Source organism: Curvibacter delicatus NBRC 14919, assembly GCF_001592265.1.
GTDB lineage: Bacteria > Pseudomonadota > Gammaproteobacteria > Burkholderiales > Burkholderiaceae_C > Hylemonella > Hylemonella delicata.
In genome coordinates this window covers 18,258-35,536 of record NZ_BCWP01000012.1, presented here as the reverse complement: position 1 = coordinate 35,536, position 17,279 = coordinate 18,258, and the positions used below count along the sequence as shown (strand labels likewise).

Sequence of the window (17,279 nt, the reverse complement as noted above, 5' to 3'; positions counted from 1 at the left end):
CGCGCAGCGAGCAAGCCTGGGGGTGTTCAATACATCAGCGCAGCGCCCTGCAGGCTGCCCAGCACGATGGCAGCCACCTGCAACAGGACCAACAGCACCAGCGGCGACAGGTCGATGCCACCCACCAACGGCACAAAACGCCGGATCGGCGCCAGCGCCGGCGCCACCAGCCGTTCGATGACATCGGTCAGCACATTGCTGCTCTGCAGCCACGAGAGCACGGCGTAGACGATGACCAGGCCCGTCAGCCCAGAAATGGCCAGCCGCACCACACCGAAGGCGGCCAGGATCAGCACCGAGACGTAGCTGGCACCGAAGCTGGTGAACGCCCACAGCAGCGAGAACTGCGCCAGTTCGATCAGGAACGCACCGACCAGGCTCGCCGTATCCCAGCGCCCCAGGGCCGGCAGCAGGCGGCGCAGCGGCAGCACCAGCCAATCGGTCAGGGCAAAGACGAAGCGACCCAGCGGATTGCCGGAGCGCGCCGACATCGGGATGCGCTGGTGCTGCATGTACAGGCGCAGCAGGCAAGCGCCGCCCACCACACCGGCAATGACTTCGAGCAGCAGGGAAATGATCTGGAACAGCATGGATCTGGACGAAAAGTTCGCCAAATCATAGCGTCATTAAAATAGTGGGTTCTGGCCATGTTTCACGGCCACCTCCTACCCAGCCCTCTCATGTCTGAACACAACACCGCAGCCCCCGCCCAGGACGAAAACCAGCTGATCGCCGAACGGCGCGAGAAGCTCAAAACCATTCGCCAGCAGGAGGCCGGGGGCAAAGGGCCCGCCTTCCCCAATGATTTCAAACCGGCCGACCGTGCCGCCGACCTGTTTGCCGCCCATGCCGGCCAGACTGCCGAAGGCCTGGAAGCCCAGGCCTGCCCGGCCAAGGTGGCCGGCCGCATGATGCTCAAGCGCGTCATGGGCAAAGCCAGCTTCGCCACGCTGCAGGACAGCACCGGCCGCATCCAGATCTACGTCAAGCGCGACGAAGTGGGCGAAGAGGTTTACGAGCAGTTCAAACACTGGGACCTGGGCGACATCGTGGCCGCCGAGGGCACGATGTTCAAGACCAAGACCGGCGAGCTCTCGATCCAGGCCAGCAGCGTGCGCCTGCTGACCAAGAGCCTGCGCCCGATGCCGGACAAGTTCCACGGCGTGGCCGACCAGGAGGTCAAGTACCGTCAACGTTACATCGACCTGATGACCGACGAGGACGCACGCAAGCGTTTCGTTGCGCGCAGCAAGGCAGTGAGCTCGATCCGTGAGTTCATGGTCTCGCACAACTTCCTCGAAGTCGAGACGCCGATGCTGCACCCGATTCCCGGCGGCGCCAATGCCAAACCCTTCATCACGCACCACAATGCGCTGGACCAGGAGATGTTCCTGCGCATCGCGCCCGAGCTCTACCTCAAGCGCCTGATCGTTGGTGGCTTCGAACGCGTGTTCGAGATCAACCGCAACTTCCGCAACGAAGGCATCTCGGTGCGCCACAACCCCGAGTTCACCATGATGGAGTTCTACGCAGCCTACTGGGACTACCAGGACCTCATGACCTTCACCGAAGGCTTGGTGCGCCATGCCGCCCAGCAGGCGGCAGGCACGCTGCAACTCAGCTACGGCGGCAAGCCGGTCGACCTGGCGAAACCGTTCGAACGCCTGACCATCCGTGAAGCCATCGTTCACCACAGCGAGGCCGGTGTGAACGTGGACGACAGCGCCTGGCTGATCAACGCGCTCAAGAAGCTTGGCATGAACGAAGCGAAGGACAAGCTCTCAACCCGCTCGCTGGCCTCGCTGCAGGTGCTGTACTTCGAGGAGGTAGTGGAAGAAAAGCTCTGGCAGCCGACCTTCATCTGCGAGCACCCGGTGGAAATCTCGCCGCTGGCACGCGCCAGCGACACGCGCCCCGAGGTGACCGAGCGCTTCGAGCTCTACATCACCGGCCGCGAGTTCGGCAACGGTTTCTCCGAGTTGAATGACGCCGAGGAACAGGCCGCACGTTTCCACAGCCAGGTGGCCGCCAAGGACAGCGGCGACGACGAGGCCATGTTCTTCGACCATGACTTCGTGCGCGCGCTCGAATACGGCATGCCGCCCACCGGCGGCTGCGGCATCGGCATCGACCGCCTGATGATGCTGTTGACCGACAGCCCGAGCATCCGCGACGTGATCCTCTTCCCTGCGCTGCGCCGCGAGGGCTGACCTCCGCCGGCCTGCTTGCATGAAAGACACCCCATGACAGGCACGACAGCAGGCAGGCCAAGCTTGCTCAGCCCCGAGTTCATTGCGCTGATCACCAGCGGGGTGTCCACCATCGTCGCCTCGCACGATGCATCGGGCCGCCCCAGCCTGATGCGCGCTGTGGGGGCCGCCACCACACCGGATGGCACCCGCATCACGGTCTACCTGAACCGCCCGGCCTGCCCCCAGTTGCTGGCCGACCTGCAGGCCACCGGGCAGATTGCCGTGGTCTTCAGCGAGCCGTTTTCGCACCGCGCGGTCCAGGTCAAGGCCTGCCGTGTCGAACTGCGTGCCGCCGGCCCGGAGGATGCACCGGTCCTGGCACGTTATCTGGCCGGAATGGAACACGAACTCGGCCGCATCGGCTTCGGCCCGGACTACACCCGCACCATGCTGGCCTACCAGCTGGGCGACGTGGCCGCCGTCTCCTTCAGTCCTGAACAGGCCTTCGACCAGACACCCGGACCGAAAGCCGGCGCCAGCCTGCCGCCCGCCGGAGGCATGGCATGACCACGCTGGCCCTGGACGACATCCGGCCCTGCCTGGAAGGCATCATTCCGGCACAGATCGCCACCTGTGCCCCCGACGGCACGCCCAACGTGGCCTACCTGTCGCAAGTCTACTATGCGGATGAACGGCACGTCGCCCTGTCGTTCCAGTTCTTCAACAAGACGCGGCAGAACATCCTGGCCAACCCCTACGCCACCTTGTTGTTGCTGCACCCGCAGACCTTTGCCTTCTACCGGCTGCAGATCCGCTACCTGCACACGCAGACCGAAGGCGCGCTGTTCGAAGGCATGCGCGCCCAACTGGCCGGCATCGCCTCCCACAGTGGCATGGCCGAAGTGTTCGAGCTCAAAGGCGCCGACCTCTACGAGGTGCTCGACATCGAACGCGTGCCCGGCAACAGCCTGGAGGCGCCGCCGCCGCGCTGCGGCCTGCTGGGACAGATGCGCCGCTGCAGCGAGCGGCTCGCCCGCTGCACGGCACTGGATGAAGTGCTGGACACCGTGATGGCGACGCTGACCCAGGAGCTGCAGATCAGCCATGCCATGCTCTTGTTGTTCGATCCAACGCTGCAACGCCTGTACACCGTTGCCAGCCACGGTTACGCCGCTTCGGGCGTCGGCTCGGAGATCGAGCTCGGCCGCGGCGTCATCGGCATGGCCGCCCGAGCACTGACGCCGATCCGCATCACCCACATGACCGGCGCCAGCCTCTACAACCACGCCGTGCGCCGCACGCTGGAGAGCAGCCAGCCCGACATCGCCCTGGACACCGACATCCCCTACCCCGGGCTGGCCCAACCGCAAAGCCAGATGGCCGTACCCATCCTGCGCACCGGCCATCTGCTGGGGGTGATGTTCGTCGAGAGTGCCGAGGAGTTGCGTTTCAGTTTCGAAGACGAAGACGTGCTGGTGACGATGGCCGGCCATCTCGGCGCCGCCATCGACCTGCTGCGCCTGGATGGCGAGGAGGCCACGCCGGCCGCGGCCGTGTCCGCAACACCCACCTGTGCCGCACCGGATGCCCTGCTGCAGGTGCGCCGGTACAGGAGCAACAACAGCATCTTCCTCAATGACGGCTACCTCATCAAGGGTGTGGCCGGCGCGATTTTCTGGAAACTGCTGAACGACTATCAGCAGCGCGGCCGCACCGACTTCTCCAACCGCGAGCTGCGGCTGGATGCCAGCATCGGCCTGCCCGACGTGGTGGACAACCTGGAAGCGCGGCTGATCCTGCTGGTGCGCCGGTTGGCGGAGCAGGCCCTGCCGATCCGGATCGAGAAGACCGGCCGTGGCCAGTTCAGGCTCTGCGTCGGTGCCCGACTCGAACTCACCGAAACCGACTGAGCCGCCAGATTCGCTGCCGCTTCAGGCCTGCACCAGGCCCGGCACCGGTGCCAGCTTCAAGCCGCGCGCCAGCTTGGCCCACTCGCCGCTGCTCAGATGCGGCCGCACCACGTCCAGCACGGCGGCGAACGCGGGCGCCGGTGCATGGGCCTGCATGCCCTGCAGCACCGCCAGCCGCTCGGCCGGCGTCATGGCCGGCACCATCCAACGCATCGTGAACAGGGTTTCCTCGGGCGGGATGGTGGCCACCAGCCGACCATGGAGCGCTAGCAGCTCCTCGTCGGTGTAGTGCACCCACAAAGCCTGGTTGTGCTCGATCTCTTCGGCCTGCATGTGCTCGAAATTGTGGGCGATGAAGAGTGCCAGCTGACGGTACAGCGCCAGTGCAGCGTGTTCGCGCTCCGGGCCGCTGCTGGTCTGCAGCTTGCCGACTGCGGCCTTGAGTGCCGCAATTGCCTGCTCGTGCTCGACATGCTCGGCGGCAATGCGTGCACTGGCGCCGGGCATGCGTGCCTCCAGCGCCACATGCACGAATTCGTTCTCGTGCTCCAGGTGGGAGGTGCAGAAATCCGCAAATTGCAGCACGCGCGAACCGATCCATTCGACTTCCGAGTCATCCGCCGGGTCCATCTTGCCCACGGCCACCAGCATGTCGGCCATCAGGGCGCGCATGGCCTTGTGGATGCCCACATAGAGATCCACACGTTGGGGGAGTTCAGCCGCGAACGTCAGCTGTACCATCTCGTTCGAATCGATTTTCATGCTTGATTTCCTTGATCCCCGGCGAACTGCCGGGTTAAACAGGTCCCTCACCCACCGTGAGCGGGAACATGCAGGAAGTCTAGAAATTCGCCCCTCTTCTGACTCTTAAGAACTCGCTAGCGAATTCCTAAAAAATTACTAAGGCAGCCATGACACCCCACAGGCCGGCCCGCACGGCAAACACCCTGCCAAGGCCAACAGACCCCTTGCGCTACCTCACCGGGTATTCCCCTGCGGTGCTGGAACAGGTGCGGCAGCTCCTCGCCAGCGACCGGCTGGCGTCCCTGCTGCAGCAGCGGTACCCGGACACCCATAACATCCGCAGCGACAAGGCACTGTTCGACTACGTGCAGGCGCTCAAGGCCGAGTACCTGCGCAGCACCGAGCCGCTGAACAAGGTCTGCTTCGACAGCAAGCTCCATGTTGTCCAGCATGCCTTGGGCACGCACACCAGCGTCTCGCGCGTGCAGGGGAGCAAACTCAAGGCCAAGCGTGAAATCCGTGTTGCCAGCCTGTTCAAGAACGTGCCTCCCGAATTCCTACGCATGATCGTGGTGCATGAGCTGGCCCATCTCAAGGAAAAGGCCCACGACAAGGCCTTCTACCAGCTTTGTGCCCACATGGAGCCGAACTACCACCAATACGAGTTCGACCTGCGGCTGTACCTGACGCACAACGAGGCGACCGGACAGCGGATCTGGTCAGATTGGTCTGAAACGCCCTGACCAGATCGCGGCTCAGGCCGGCAGCAGCAAGGGCTGCGGGTCCCGGTTGACCACGAACATGCGCATGACACCTGCCATGCGATCGGCCTGTTCCTGCAGGCTGGCGGCAGCCGCAGCGGCCTCTTCCACCAGTGCCGCATTCTGCTGCGTCATCTGCTCCAGCTGCCCCATCGACTGGTTGACACCGCCGATCCCGCTGGACTGCTCACTGGCTTCGCGGGTGATGGCCTGGATCATGTGGCTGACCTCTGCCACCTGATGCACGATCTGCGCCATGGCGCTGCCGGCGTCCTGCACCAGGCGCGAGCCGGTCTCGACCTGGCTTCGGCTGGCCTCGATCAAGCCCCTGATCTCGCGTGCCGCCTCAGCCGATCGCTGCGCCAACGCGCGCACCTCGCCGGCCACCACGGCAAAACCGCGGCCCTGCTCACCGGCACGCGCCGCCTCCACCGCCGCATTGAGCGCCAGGATGTTGGTCTGGAAGGCAATGCTGTCAATCACGGCCGTGATGTCGGCAATGCGGCTGCTGGAGGCCTGGATGCCGGCCATGCTGCGCACCACCTGCTGCACCAGATCGCCCCCCTGCCCGGCGGAACTGGCCGCGGCGCTGGCGATCTGGCTGGCTGCATGGGCCGACTCGGCCATCTTGCGTACCGTCCCGGTCAACGCATCGAGCGACGCTGCCGCCTGCTGCAGGCTGGCGGCAGCCCGTTCGGTGCGGGTACTCAGATCGAGATTTCCGTTGGCGATCTGTGAACTCGCCCCGGTGATGCTGTCAGCGGCCAGCCGCACCTCCAGCACCATGGACTGCAGCGAATCGACCATGGCGTTGAAGTCATGCGACATGCGCCCCAGCTCGTCGTCCGACTGCACCACCACCGCCAGCGACAGATCGCCCGACTTGACGCGGGTGATGCCACCGGTCAGCTGGGCCAGCGGCTGGCGGATGCGCGCCAGCAACATCAGGCCCAGCAGCAAACCACTGGCCACGGCAAACAGCATGCCGAGGACGACCAGCCAGGTCAGCTGATTGACGGCAGCGTTGATTGCTTCACCACCGCGGGTGGTGTGCGAGCGGTTCTCCTCGATCGCCTTGCTGATCTGGACCTCCGCCGCCAGCGCCGACTGCACCGGCTGCTGGATTTCCTCTTCGAAGACCGCTTGGTCCAGGATTTCCTTGCGCTCGATCTTGGCCACACTGGCACCCACCTGGGCTGCGTACCGAGTCTGCTGCGCCAGGCCATCCTTGAGCATCTGCTGCAGGGTCGGGTCGGCCTCGGCGGCAATGGCTGCGCTCAGCAAGGTCGCCACCTCGGCAGCATGTTTTTTCCATTCGGCAACGCGCTGGGGCACACGCTCCATCTTCATCAGCAGATCGATGGAGAGGTCTTTTTCGGCACGCCGGGCCTTGAGCAGGTTTTCCTGGATCGCCGCCATGCGCACCAGTTGCGCCAGATCCGCATCCACCGTCTGGTGGGCCTGGGTCTGAATGCCACGCACTGCCCAAGCGGTGAAGCCCCCGACCAGCAAGAACACGCCGACCAGCAGCGCAATCGTCATGGCAATCCGCTGGACCAGGGTGAGCCTCAATCTCGTCATTCCATTTCCTCGATGTATGAGGCTCACACATGTGAGCCTCTGGTGATCGGGAAAAGTTTATGACTGCAGCGTTTCAGTTTCGTGACGAACGGCCTTCGTTTTCGCAGGGTCTCAGGGAATCAGGTCCAGCGCATGCATGTAGGACGGGCTCACCATCAGCTCGTCCCATACCGGCGCTGGTGTCACCGGCAGCAGGGCCTGGCGGCGCGCTTCACTGGCCTCGTCCAGCTGCCAGCGACCCTTGAGTTGCGTCTCACTCAAACCGTCGATCAGCTCGTCCACCGCTTCGCCCTTGCCGAGGGACTGGTTGCACAACAGCACCAGATCACAGCCGGCATTGAGCGCCGTCACCGCCGCTTCGGTGTAGCTGACCTCGCGCCCGTCGATCAGGCGTGCACCGGCCATGCTGAGGTCGTCGCTGAACACGGCACCGCCGAAGCGCAGGCGGCCGCGCAGGATGTCGCCCAGCCAGGTCGAAGAGAAACCCGCCGGTCGGGCATCCACCTTGGGGTAGATCACATGCGCCGGCATCACGCTATCGAGCGCCGTGTTGAGCCAGCCGTAGGGCGCAGCATCGTCGGCCAGGATGGCCTTGAGGCTGCGCTTGTCGACCGGGATCTCGGTGTGCGAATCTGCCTTGACGAAACCGTGGCCGGGGAAATGCTTGCCGCAGCTGGCCATGCCGGCCAGGCGCAGGCCGTGCATCAGGCTCTTGGCCAGCAGGGTCACCACGCGCGGGTCGCGTGCAAACGAGCGGTCGCCGATGACACCACTTTCACCGTAGTCGAGGTCGAGCACCGGCGTAAAGCTGAAGTCCACGCCGCAGGCGCGCAATTCGGCGGCCAGCACGTAGCCACAGGCGGTGGCGGCGTTGGTGGCTTGCAGCGGGTCCTTCAGCCACTGTTCACCCAGGGCACGCATGGGTGGCAGATGGGTGAAGCCATCGGTCCTGAAGCGCTGCACGCGGCCACCTTCGTGGTCGACGCAGATCAGCAGATCACGGCGAACTTTCTTGATGTCGCGGCACAGCGCTGTCAGCTGCGCACGGTCCTGCCAATTGCGCGCGAACAGGATGATGCCGCCGACCAGCGGGTGCTTGAGGCGGCGACGGTCGGTCTTGCTCAGGCTCAGGCCGGCGATGTCGATGATCAGGGGTGCGTGCATGGTGACATTCCTAAAATGCTATAAATTTGATAGCTATTGGCGCCTGTTTTAAAAGGCGAAAGCTCAGTTTTTCTCGACAACCACAAAACTGGCTGCATAGTCGGACTCGTCGGTCACGCTGACCTGGGCGCTCAGGCCGCGGGCCTCGAACCAGCTCTTGAGTTCGCCATGCAGCACGATCACCGGCTGGCCGCTGGGCAGCTTGCTGATTTCACACGCGCGCCAGGTCATGGGCATGCGCATGCCCAGGCCGATCGCCTTGGAGAAAGCCTCCTTGGCGGAAAAGCGCGTCGCCAGGTAACGGATGCCGCGTTCGGGCCAGCGCGCGCTGCGCGCCTGCCAGGTGGCGTATTCGGCTTCGCTCAGGATCTTGTGCGCAAAGCGCTCGCCATGCCGCGCCAAGCTGGCACGGATGCGCCGCACATCGCAGATGTCGGTGCCGATGCCGTAGATCACTGACCAACCTCATCGATGCAACGCAAATAGGCTTTCACTGTTTCCGTGTAACCCAACTCCAATGCATCAGCGATCAGCGCATGGCCAATCGACACCTCGGCCACGCCCGGCACCTGGCGCAGGAATTCGGTGAGGTTGTCGCGGTTCAGGTCGTGGCCGGCGTTCACGCCCAGGCCGGCATCGAGCGCGGCCTGCGCCGCCGCCGCGTAGCGCTGCAGCTGCACGGCCTGGCTGGCATGGCCCCAGGCTGCGGCGTAGGGCTCGGTGTAGAGCTCGACGCGGTCGGCCCCGGCCGCCTTGGCCAGCGCCATCTGCTCGGGCACCGGGTCCATGAACAGGCTGACCCGCACGCCCAGGGCGCGGCATTCGGCAATCAGCGGGCGCAGGCGCTCGGCATCGGCGGGGAAGCTCCAGCCGTGGTCGCTGGTGAACTGGCCCTCACTGTCGGGCACGAAAGTGGCCTGCTGCGGCCGGACCTGGCGGATGAAATCCATCAGGTTGTGGAAGGGGTTGCCTTCGATGTTGAACTCGCGCCCCGGCCAGTCCTGCATCAAGGTTGCGAGGTCGAACACGTCCTGCGCCCGGATGTGGCGCTCGTCCGGCCGCGGGTGCACCGTGATGCCGTGCGCGCCGGCCTGCAGGCACTGGGTGGCGGCGCGCGTGACGCTGGGAATGCCCAGATGGCGCGTGTTGCGCACCAGCGCGACCTTGTTGACGTTGACGGAAAGCGCGGTCTTGATTTTCATAAACTTTGGAGATCCACCATCATCTGCCGGGTGCGCAGTGTCGAGACCCCGCAATGGTAATTGAGCAAGGCACGTAGCTGCGGCTTGAGCTCCCCCATCACCGCGGCGCAGGCACGCAGCGTATCGGTAAAGGGGGCGCCCGTTGCCAGCGCCTGCTGCAGGGCCAGCCACTGGGCGCCGCTCAGACTGGCACGGTCGGCCTCGTGGCTGGCGCGCAAGCCGCCTTCGGGCACCAGGCTGTAGTGCGCTTCCTCGTCCAGCGGCGCCAGCGTCAGCGTCTGGTGGTCGAGTTGCGGCAGGAAACCGATCTCACGCAACAGCAGCAATTCGAAGGTGCGCAAGGCGGCCTGCAGCACCTCGTCGTGCTCGGAGGCCAGCACGCGCACCACGTTGGCATAGACGTCGAACAGCGCGGGATGCGGGTCCTCGCGCGCCAGCAGCTGCATCAACAATTCATTGAGGTAATAACCCGACAGCAGCGCCTCGCCGGTCGGCATGACATGCCCGCCCATCCACTCGGCACTCTTGAGCGTGCGCACCTCGGCATCGCCACCGAAAGCCAGCTGCAAGGGCTGCAGCGGCAGCAGCACCGGGCGGAAACTGGAGCTCGGCCGTTTGGCCCCCTTGGCCACCAGCGCAATGCGCCCATGATGGCGCGTGAACACGTCCAGGATCAGGCTGGTCTCGCTCCAGTCGTAGCGGTGCAGCACAAAGGCCGGTTCGTCACTGATGCGTTTGGTCGCCATCGAACACACGCAGCTGAGGAAGGGTGTTCCAGACCAAGGCTCCCGCGGAACTGGCTTGGCCAGGCCGCTGGGAGCGCCCCCCTCGCGCAGCGGAGGGGGGGTGGCGCAGCACCGTTAGGTGCGGAGCCTGGGGGGTTCTACTCATACCCGAAGGATCGCACACGGGCCTCGTCATCGGCCCAGCCGGAGCGCACCTTGACCCAGAGTTCGAGGAACACCTTGGCATCCATCAGCTTCTCGAGTTCGACCCGGGTCTCGGTGCCGATGCGCTTGATGCGCTCGCCCTTGTCGCCGATCACCATGGCCTTGTGGCCTTCGCGTTCCACCACGATGGTGGCGGCAATCCGGACCAGTCGCTTCTGTCTGCCCTTGCCAGCCTCTTCCTCGAACTTGTCGATCACCACGGTCGAGGTGTAGGGCAGCTCGTCACCGGTGAGGCGGAACAGTTTTTCGCGCACGGTTTCCGAGGCCAGGAACTTCTCGCTGCGGTCGGTCAGCTCGTCCTCGGCATACCACCAGTCCTGCTCGGGCAGATATTTCTCGCAGATGCCCAGCAGGCGCTCGATGTCCTTGGCGTTCTTGGCCGACATCGGCACAAACTCGGCAAACGGGTGGCGTTGCTGCATCTCCTGCAGCCACGGCGCGATCTCGGCGCGGCGGTTCACCGTGTCGAGCTTGTTGGCCACCAGCAGGGTGGGGATGTCCTTGTTCAACAAAGCCAGCACCTTGGCATCGGCCTGGTTGAACATGCCCGCCTCCACCACGTACAGGATCAGGTCCACATCACCCACGGCGCCCATCACCGTCTTGTTGAGGGAGCGGTTCAGCGCGTTGTTGTGGCGGGTCTGGAAACCCGGGGTGTCGACGAACACGAACTGGGTCGCGCCCAGGGTGCGCATGCCGGTGATGCGGTGGCGCGTGGTCTGCGCCTTGCGCGAGGTGATGCTGATCTTCTGCCCCACCAGTGCATTGAGCAGGGTGGACTTGCCCACATTGGGCTTGCCGACGATGGCCACCAGACCGAAGCGCCGCGCGCCGGTTTCGGCATCATTTTGGCCCTCTGAGTCCGTGGAATCAGCGCCGTCAGCTATCAAATTCATAGCATTCATACTTTGCCCTGGGCCTTGATGGTTTGCAGCATGGCGGCTGCCGCGGCCTGTTCGCCAGCACGGCGCGAGCCGCCGATGCCGCGCTCGACCAGCTGCAGTTCGGGAATTTCACATTCGACATCGAAGGTCTGCTTGTGCGCCACGCCCAGCGTGGCCACCACACGGTAGACCGGCAGCTTCATCTTGCGCCCCTGCAGCCATTCCTGCAACTCGGTCTTGGCGTCCTTGGCGCTGGCCTGCATCTGCGGGTTGATTTCCACCGCCTGGAACAGACGCTGCACCAGCGCCTGCGCAGCCGGGTAGCCAGCGTCCAGATAGACGGCACCCAGCACCGCTTCCAGCGCATCGGCCAGGATGGAGGGCCGCTTGTGGCCACCGGAGCGCACCTCGCCCTCGCCCAGCCGCACCACCGCCGGCAGGCCCAGGTCAACGGCCAGCTGATGCAGGGTGTCCTGCTTGACCAGGTTGGCGCGGATGCGCGAGAGATCGCCTTCGGGCAGTGAACTCAGATGCTCGTACAGCAGGTGCGCCACCGACAGGTTAAGCACCGAGTCGCCGAGGAATTCGAGACGTTCGTTGTGATCGGCCGAGAAGCTGCGATGCGTGACGGCACGCGTCAGCAGTGACGGATCGGAAAAGGAATGCTGCAAGCGGGCTTGCAACTCAGAGAGACCATCAGACACAGGCATCCATCACACTATTTGGAACGACCAGCGTACTTGAGGGTCAGCCAGGCCGGCCCGGCCAGGTGGATTTCGCGCTGGTAGGCAAAGCTCACCACCACCGTGTCGCCCTCTTTGGTGACTTCGAGATCCTTGCCGCTGATGGACTTGATGTCGTCGATCTGGGCTGCCTTGTCGAACAGGGCACGCACTTCCGCCACGCTGCTGCCGTCGCGGGCCTTCTTGGCCGCCTTGGTGATGGCCTGGTACTCGATCAGCGTCGGAAGAACCTGGGCGGCCACCACACCGGTCACGGCCAGAATGCCGCCGACGAAAAGCAGCCCCAGAAACGAGATGCCGCGTTGTCCTGATTTGAGTTGTGTCCGCATAGCGTTCCCCATGTACGACATTGCTGGTCAGTTGAATTTACCGATGCGCTTCAGATCACTGAAGTTCATCCAGACAAAGAAGGCCTTGCCCACGATGTTCTGGTCCGGCACAAAACCCCAGAAGCGCGAATCGAGCGAATTATCGCGATTGTCGCCCATCATGAAGTAGTGTCCTTCGGGCACTTTGCACACCACGCCTTCAACGCTGTAGCGGCAGTTGTTGCGGTACGGGAACTCCTCCACACCGGGGATGAACGCCGGGCGTTCGTCATCAGTCAGGATGCGGTGCCGGACGGTGCCGAGCGACTCCTCGTACTGCTTGAAGTAGCGCATCACGCTCTCGTCGAAGAACTCGGGCACCGCACTGGTGGCCACGGGCTGGCCGTTGATGGTCAGCCGCTTGTTCAGGTAGGCCACCTCGTCACCCGGCACGCCCACCACGCGCTTGATGTAGTCCAGGCTCGGCTTGGGCGGATAACGGAACACCATGATGTCGCCGCGTTCGACCTTGTTGCCTTCGGTGATCTTGGTGTTGATCACCGGCAGGCGCACACCGTAATGGAATTTGTTGACCAGGATCAGGTCGCCCACCAGCAGCGTCGGGATCATGGAGCCGGACGGGATCTTGAACGGCTCGAACAGGAAGGAGCGCAGCAGAAAGACCACCAGGATCACCGGGAACAGGCCAGCCGTCCAGTCCAGCCACCAGGGCTGCATCAGCAGTCTTTCGCGTGCCGGCGCCAAGTCGCTGGCCCCTTGGGCGATGCCCAGCTTGTTCAGGTCGGCGCTGCGCTGCAGTGCTTCAGCTTCCAGCTTGGCGGCGGCCTGCTGGCGCTGCGGCAGGAAATAAAAGCGTTCGGCCAGCCAGTACAGGCCGGTCACCACCGTGGCCAGGAACAGCAGCAAGGCAAAGTTGCCTTCAATCACGCCGAAGTACCAGGAACCGGCATACCCGACAAAGGCGGCCAGGATGAGGGAGGTCAAAAATTGCATCAGTCTTCCACCTGCAGAATTGCCAGGAAGGCCTCTTGGGGCACTTCCACCGATCCGATCTGTTTCATGCGCTTCTTGCCTGCTTTCTGCTTTTCGAGGAGTTTCTTCTTGCGCGTGATGTCACCGCCGTAGCATTTTGCCAGCACGTTCTTGCGCAGCGCCTTGATGGTCTCGCGCGCAATGATGTTGGCGCCGATGGCGGCCTGGATGGCCACGTCGTACATCTGGCGGCTGATGATCTCGCGCATCTTGGCCGCCACCGCGCAGCCGCGGAAGGCCGCCTGGGTGCGGTGCACGATGATGGACAGTGCATCCACCTTCTCGCCGTTGAGCAGGATGTCGACCTTGACCACGTCGGAGGCCCGGTACTCCTTGAACTCGTAGTCCATGGAGGCATAACCGCGGCTGACCGACTTGAGCTTGTCGAAGAAGTCGAGCACGATCTCGCCCAGCGGCATCTCGTAGGTCAGCATGACCTGGCGGCCATGGTAGGCCATGTTGAGCTGCACACCGCGCTTCTGGTTGGCCAGCGTCATGACCGGCCCCACATAGTCCTGCGGCATGTACAGGTGCACGGTCACGATCGGCTCGCGGATTTCCTGGAGCTTGCCCTGGTCCGGCATCTTGGACGGGTTCTCGACCATGATGACCTCGCCGTCGCCCTTGACCACCTGGTAGACCACGCTGGGCGCGGTGGTGATCAGGTCCTGATCGAACTCGCGCTCCAGTCGCTCCTGCACGATCTCCATGTGCAGCAGGCCCAGGAAGCCGCAGCGGAAACCGAAACCCAGCGCCTGGCTGACTTCCGGCTCGTAGTGCAGCGAGGCGTCGTTCAGCTTGAGCTTTTCCAGCGCATCGCGCAGCGAATCGTATTCACTGGCTTCGGTCGGGTACAGGCCGGCAAACACCTGCGGCTGGATTTCCTTGAAACCCGGCAGCGCTTCGGTGGCGGTGAAGGCCGCGCCCCCCGAACCGCCCTTGATCAGGGTCACGGTGTCGCCCACCTTGGCCGCCTGCAGCTCCTTGATGCCGGCAATGATGTAACCCACCTCGCCCGCTTCCAGTGATTCGCGCGGCTCGTTGGCGGGCGTGAACACGCCCAGGTTGTCGGCGTTGTAGGTGGCGCCGGTGGCCATCATCTTGATGCGCTCGCCCTTGGCCAGGCGGCCGTCCACCACGCGCACCAGCATCACCACGCCGACATAACTGTCGAACCAGCTGTCGATGATCATGGCGCGCAGCGGGCCGTCCGGGTTGCCCTTGGGCGCCGGCACCTTGGCGACGATCGCTTCCAGGATCTCGTCGATGCCCATGCCGGTCTTGGCCGAGCAGGGAATCGCGTCGGTGGCATCGATGCCGATCACGTCTTCGATCTCGGCCTTGGCGTTGTCCGGATCAGCGTTGGGCAGATCCATCTTGTTGAGTACCGGCACCACCTCGACGCCAAGGTCGAGCGCGGTGTAACAGTTGGCCACTGTCTGCGCTTCCACCCCCTGCGAAGCATCAACCACCAGCAAGGCGCCTTCGCAAGCCGACAGCGAACGGCTCACTTCATACGAGAAGTCCACATGGCCCGGGGTGTCGATCAGGTTGAGGTTGTAAATCTGGCCGTCGCGGGCCTTGTAGTGCAGCGCAGCGGTCTGCGCCTTGATGGTTATCCCACGCTCTTTCTCGATGTCCATCGAGTCGAGCACCTGTGCTTCCATCTGACGTTCTTCCAGTCCACCACAACGCTGGATCAAGCGGTCTGCCAGCGTCGATTTGCCATGATCAATGTGCGCAATGATCGAAAAATTTCTGATGTGCTTCATCAACGGAAACGCTTAAGTGATTGAATTAAAACGGACGCAGAAAGAAAAAAGGGCGCGTCGACTTGTGACGCGCCCTAAACCAACAATCTATGGCAACTGCGATAGTTGGAGCTTCATTGTAGGCAAAAAGCCCAGTCCGTACAGCCCAAAAAACAGTCACCAAGGGTCGTTGCAGCGCAGCAACAAGGATTTTATACACAGCTTATCAACAGTATTCGGTGGAGAGATTCTGGACAACTTGTGGGCGATCTGTGGATCATCCCTGTCCGGCTCAACACCATCCCGCATCGTGGATCGACAGCTTTTCAATATGCAAGTAATGCCCAATCCACGGGTTCCATTCTAACCAATTTAATCAATTTGCGAAAAAGAAGTTAGTAATCACAAACAAAATTCAATCTCGCCGTCGACTGAAAAAAAATCAAAAAAAAATTTTCGCCCTGCCAAAACAGACAAAAACCCCCAAACCCGACTCAGGGTTGGGGGTTTTGAGCGGCCCGTGCCGACCGCTTCAGCGTGCCGGGCGGATCACCGCGTATTGCGCCCAGTCACCACGCCGGAACAGCACGTTGATGGGTTTGCCCTTGTCGAGCCGGCCCAGCACGGCTTCAAATTCACGCACGCCGCCCACCTCCATATTGGCCACGGCCAGGATGACATCGCCTTCGCGCAGGCCGGCACGGGCAGCAGCCTCGGTGGCGGCATTCACCAGCACGCCGCCCTTGAGCTTGAGCTCCTTCTTCTGGGCGTCCGTCAGGTCGGCCACAACCAGGCCGAGCGCCTGGGCGGCGCCACTGGTACGCGGTTTCTCCTCACGGTCCTTGCGGGCCACCGGCTTGTCCGCCTCGACCTCGCCAATGGTCACGCTCAGGTCCTTGCTGCTGCCGCGACGGAACACCGTCAGCGTGCTGCGCGTGCCGGGTTTGACATTGCCCACCAGGCGCGGCAGGTCGGTCGATTTCTCGATCGCCTTGCCGTCGAACTTGATGATGATGTCGCCGGCCTCCACACCCGCCTTCTCGGCCGGTGAGCCACTCTCCACCCCACGCACCAGGGCACCTTGCGGCTTGCCCAGACCGATGGCCTCGGCCACGTCCTTGGTCACCTGGTCGATCTGCACGCCGATGCGCCCGCGCGTCACGCGGCCGCTGGCACGCAGCTGGTCACTGACGCGCGTGGCCTCGTCGATCGGGATGGCAAAGGCAATGCCCATGTAACCGCCCGAGCGGGAATAGATCTGGCTGTTGATGCCCACCACCTCGCCGCGCATGTTGATCAGCGGACCACCCGAGTTGCCGGGGTTGATCGCCACGTCGGTCTGGATGAAAGGCAGGTAGTCGCCGGTGTCGCGCTGCTTGGCGCTCACGATGCCGGCCGTCACCGAGTTTTCCAGGCCGAAGGGCGAGCCGATGGCCATGACCCACTCGCCGACTTTCAGGCGGCTCACGTCGCCGATCTTCACCGCCGGCAGGCCGCTGGCCTCGATCTTGACCACCGCCACGTCGGTACGCTTGTCAGCCCCCACCAAGCGGGCCTTGAACTCGCGCTTGTCGGTCAACGTGACGATCATCTCGTCCGCCCCTTCCACCACGTGCGCATTGGTCATGATGAAACCGTCGGTCGACAGGATGAAACCGGAGCCGACGCCGCGCGGCTGCTCTTCCTCCTGCGGCCGGTTGGAGCGTGGCCCCTGCTGGCGCGGCACATTGGGCATGGGCAGGCCGAAGCGGCGGAAGAACTCCAGCATGTCCTCGTCCATGCCGCTGCCGCTGCTGGGCCGCACCATGACTTTCTCGATGGTGCGGATATTGACCACCGATGGCCCCACCTGCTCCACCAGATCAGTGAAATCAGGCAGCACGCGCGTTTGTGCCGTGGCAGGCTGCAGCGGCAGCAGCAGCGCCGACGCCATGGCCAGCGCAGCCCCCAACCAAAAGGTGGAACGCAGTTTTTGACTCGCGATACCGAACATCATCAACCTCTCATTGACAAAAAAACACCGCCCGGTGCAAGGC

17 protein-coding genes are annotated in these 17,279 nt (G+C 63.6%); 4 read left to right on the top strand and 13 right to left on the bottom strand.

Annotated elements, in window-relative coordinates:
- Window positions 1-26 precede the first annotated feature (26 nt).
- The gene (locus tag CDE01S_RS07600) at window positions 27-590 is read right to left on the bottom strand and encodes a YggT family protein (RefSeq protein ID WP_066705547.1); all 564 of its coding nucleotides are present in this window, start codon (window positions 588-590) and stop codon (window positions 27-29) included.
- A 57-nt stretch (window positions 591-647) separates the two neighbouring features.
- On the opposite strand from CDE01S_RS07600, the gene lysS reads away from it, so the two are divergent.
- From lysS to CDE01S_RS07585, 3 genes are read left to right on the top strand one after another with little or no spacing between them, the layout of a single operon-like run.
- Entirely contained in the window at window positions 648-2,210 is a 1,563-nt protein-coding gene (lysS, locus tag CDE01S_RS07595) for a lysine--tRNA ligase (RefSeq protein WP_439648670.1), read from the top strand.
- Window positions 2,211-2,243: 33 nt separating this feature from the next.
- On the top strand, window positions 2,244-2,759 hold the full coding sequence (locus tag CDE01S_RS07590; RefSeq protein WP_066705543.1) for a pyridoxamine 5'-phosphate oxidase family protein: 516 nt from the start codon (window positions 2,244-2,246) through the stop codon (window positions 2,757-2,759).
- Window positions 2,756-4,102: a GAF domain-containing protein gene (locus tag CDE01S_RS07585; protein WP_066705542.1), complete on the top strand. Its 1,347-nt coding sequence runs from the start codon at window positions 2,756-2,758 to the stop codon at window positions 4,100-4,102. Before CDE01S_RS07590 ends, CDE01S_RS07585 begins: the two co-directional genes overlap by 4 nt.
- A gap of 21 nt (window positions 4,103-4,123) precedes the next feature.
- Here the strand turns inward: CDE01S_RS07585 and CDE01S_RS07580 are convergent, their stop codons facing one another.
- On the bottom strand, window positions 4,124-4,864 hold the full coding sequence (locus CDE01S_RS07580; RefSeq protein WP_066705541.1) for a hemerythrin domain-containing protein: 741 nt from the start codon (window positions 4,862-4,864) through the stop codon (window positions 4,124-4,126).
- Between the two features lie 149 nt (window positions 4,865-5,013).
- Between CDE01S_RS07580 and CDE01S_RS07575 the strand changes: the two genes are divergently transcribed.
- The gene (locus CDE01S_RS07575; RefSeq protein WP_066705540.1) at window positions 5,014-5,589 is read left to right on the top strand and encodes a M48 metallopeptidase family protein; all 576 of its coding nucleotides are present in this window, start codon (window positions 5,014-5,016) and stop codon (window positions 5,587-5,589) included.
- Window positions 5,590-5,601: 12 nt separating this feature from the next.
- Here the strand turns inward: CDE01S_RS07575 and CDE01S_RS07570 are convergent, their stop codons facing one another.
- From CDE01S_RS07570 to CDE01S_RS07520, 11 genes are all read right to left on the bottom strand, one after another.
- Window positions 5,602-7,188 (bottom strand): methyl-accepting chemotaxis protein, encoded by a 1,587-nt coding sequence (locus CDE01S_RS07570; RefSeq protein WP_084382799.1) that lies wholly within the window; start codon window positions 7,186-7,188, stop codon window positions 5,602-5,604.
- Window positions 7,189-7,299: 111 nt separating this feature from the next.
- Window positions 7,300-8,352 carry a beta-N-acetylhexosaminidase gene (gene nagZ, locus CDE01S_RS07565; protein WP_066705538.1) on the bottom strand — a complete coding sequence of 351 codons (1,053 nt, stop codon included), beginning with the start codon at window positions 8,350-8,352 and terminating at the stop codon, window positions 7,300-7,302.
- A gap of 63 nt (window positions 8,353-8,415) precedes the next feature.
- On the bottom strand, window positions 8,416-8,808 hold the full coding sequence (gene acpS / locus CDE01S_RS07560; RefSeq protein WP_066705536.1) for a holo-ACP synthase: 393 nt from the start codon (window positions 8,806-8,808) through the stop codon (window positions 8,416-8,418).
- Window positions 8,805-9,554, bottom strand: coding sequence for a pyridoxine 5'-phosphate synthase (locus CDE01S_RS07555; RefSeq protein WP_066705534.1), 750 nt, complete (start codon window positions 9,552-9,554; stop codon window positions 8,805-8,807). Before CDE01S_RS07555 ends, acpS begins: the two co-directional genes overlap by 4 nt.
- Entirely contained in the window at window positions 9,551-10,300 is a 750-nt protein-coding gene (gene recO / locus CDE01S_RS07550) for a DNA repair protein RecO (RefSeq protein WP_066705532.1), read from the bottom strand. The genes CDE01S_RS07555 and recO overlap by 4 nt, the downstream gene beginning before the upstream one ends.
- A gap of 137 nt (window positions 10,301-10,437) precedes the next feature.
- Entirely contained in the window at window positions 10,438-11,400 is a 963-nt protein-coding gene (era, locus tag CDE01S_RS07545; RefSeq protein ID WP_439648669.1) for a GTPase Era, read from the bottom strand.
- A gap of 5 nt (window positions 11,401-11,405) precedes the next feature.
- Window positions 11,406-12,098 carry a ribonuclease III gene (rnc, locus tag CDE01S_RS07540; protein WP_066705529.1) on the bottom strand — a complete coding sequence of 231 codons (693 nt, stop codon included), beginning with the start codon at window positions 12,096-12,098 and terminating at the stop codon, window positions 11,406-11,408.
- Between the two features lie 8 nt (window positions 12,099-12,106).
- Window positions 12,107-12,460: a DUF4845 domain-containing protein gene (locus CDE01S_RS07535; protein WP_066705528.1), complete on the bottom strand. Its 354-nt coding sequence runs from the start codon at window positions 12,458-12,460 to the stop codon at window positions 12,107-12,109.
- Between the two features lie 27 nt (window positions 12,461-12,487).
- Window positions 12,488-13,453: a signal peptidase I gene (gene lepB, locus CDE01S_RS07530; protein ID WP_066705526.1), complete on the bottom strand. Its 966-nt coding sequence runs from the start codon at window positions 13,451-13,453 to the stop codon at window positions 12,488-12,490.
- Window positions 13,453-15,264, bottom strand: a complete 1,812-nt coding sequence (gene lepA / locus CDE01S_RS07525) for a translation elongation factor 4 (RefSeq protein ID WP_066705524.1) — start codon at window positions 15,262-15,264, stop codon at window positions 13,453-13,455. Before lepA ends, lepB begins: the two co-directional genes overlap by 1 nt.
- 511 nt (window positions 15,265-15,775) lie before the next feature.
- Window positions 15,776-17,239, bottom strand: coding sequence for a DegQ family serine endoprotease (locus tag CDE01S_RS07520; RefSeq protein ID WP_066705522.1), 1,464 nt, complete (start codon window positions 17,237-17,239; stop codon window positions 15,776-15,778).
- Between the last annotated feature and the right edge of the window lie 40 nt (window positions 17,240-17,279).

What these genes read in the sequence shown, in the direction of transcription:
- CDE01S_RS07575 (WP_066705540.1), top strand. Translation starts at nt 5,014, where the DNA reads ATGACACCCCACAGGCCGGCCCGCACGGCAAACACCCTGCCAAGGCCA.
- lysS (WP_439648670.1), top strand. Translation starts at nt 648, where the DNA reads ATGTTTCACGGCCACCTCCTACCCAGCCCTCTCATGTCTGAACACAAC.
- CDE01S_RS07555 (WP_066705534.1), bottom strand. Translation starts at nt 9,554, where the DNA reads ATGAAAATCAAGACCGCGCTTTCCGTCAACGTCAACAAGGTCGCGCTG.
- CDE01S_RS07600 (WP_066705547.1), bottom strand. Translation starts at nt 590, where the DNA reads ATGCTGTTCCAGATCATTTCCCTGCTGCTCGAAGTCATTGCCGGTGTG.
- CDE01S_RS07570 (WP_084382799.1), bottom strand. Translation starts at nt 7,188, where the DNA reads ATGACGAGATTGAGGCTCACCCTGGTCCAGCGGATTGCCATGACGATT.
- rnc (WP_066705529.1), bottom strand. Translation starts at nt 12,098, where the DNA reads ATGCCTGTGTCTGATGGTCTCTCTGAGTTGCAAGCCCGCTTGCAGCAT.
- CDE01S_RS07580 (WP_066705541.1), bottom strand. Translation starts at nt 4,864, where the DNA reads ATGAAAATCGATTCGAACGAGATGGTACAGCTGACGTTCGCGGCTGAA.
- nagZ (WP_066705538.1), bottom strand. Translation starts at nt 8,352, where the DNA reads ATGCACGCACCCCTGATCATCGACATCGCCGGCCTGAGCCTGAGCAAG.
- CDE01S_RS07520 (WP_066705522.1), bottom strand. Translation starts at nt 17,239, where the DNA reads ATGATGTTCGGTATCGCGAGTCAAAAACTGCGTTCCACCTTTTGGTTG.
- CDE01S_RS07585 (WP_066705542.1), top strand. Translation starts at nt 2,756, where the DNA reads ATGACCACGCTGGCCCTGGACGACATCCGGCCCTGCCTGGAAGGCATC.
- CDE01S_RS07535 (WP_066705528.1), bottom strand. Translation starts at nt 12,460, where the DNA reads ATGCGGACACAACTCAAATCAGGACAACGCGGCATCTCGTTTCTGGGG.
- lepB (WP_066705526.1), bottom strand. Translation starts at nt 13,453, where the DNA reads ATGCAATTTTTGACCTCCCTCATCCTGGCCGCCTTTGTCGGGTATGCC.
- recO (WP_066705532.1), bottom strand. Translation starts at nt 10,300, where the DNA reads ATGGCGACCAAACGCATCAGTGACGAACCGGCCTTTGTGCTGCACCGC.
- era (WP_439648669.1), bottom strand. Translation starts at nt 11,400, where the DNA reads ATGAATTTGATAGCTGACGGCGCTGATTCCACGGACTCAGAGGGCCAA.
- lepA (WP_066705524.1), bottom strand. Translation starts at nt 15,264, where the DNA reads ATGAAGCACATCAGAAATTTTTCGATCATTGCGCACATTGATCATGGC.
- CDE01S_RS07590 (WP_066705543.1), top strand. Translation starts at nt 2,244, where the DNA reads ATGACAGGCACGACAGCAGGCAGGCCAAGCTTGCTCAGCCCCGAGTTC.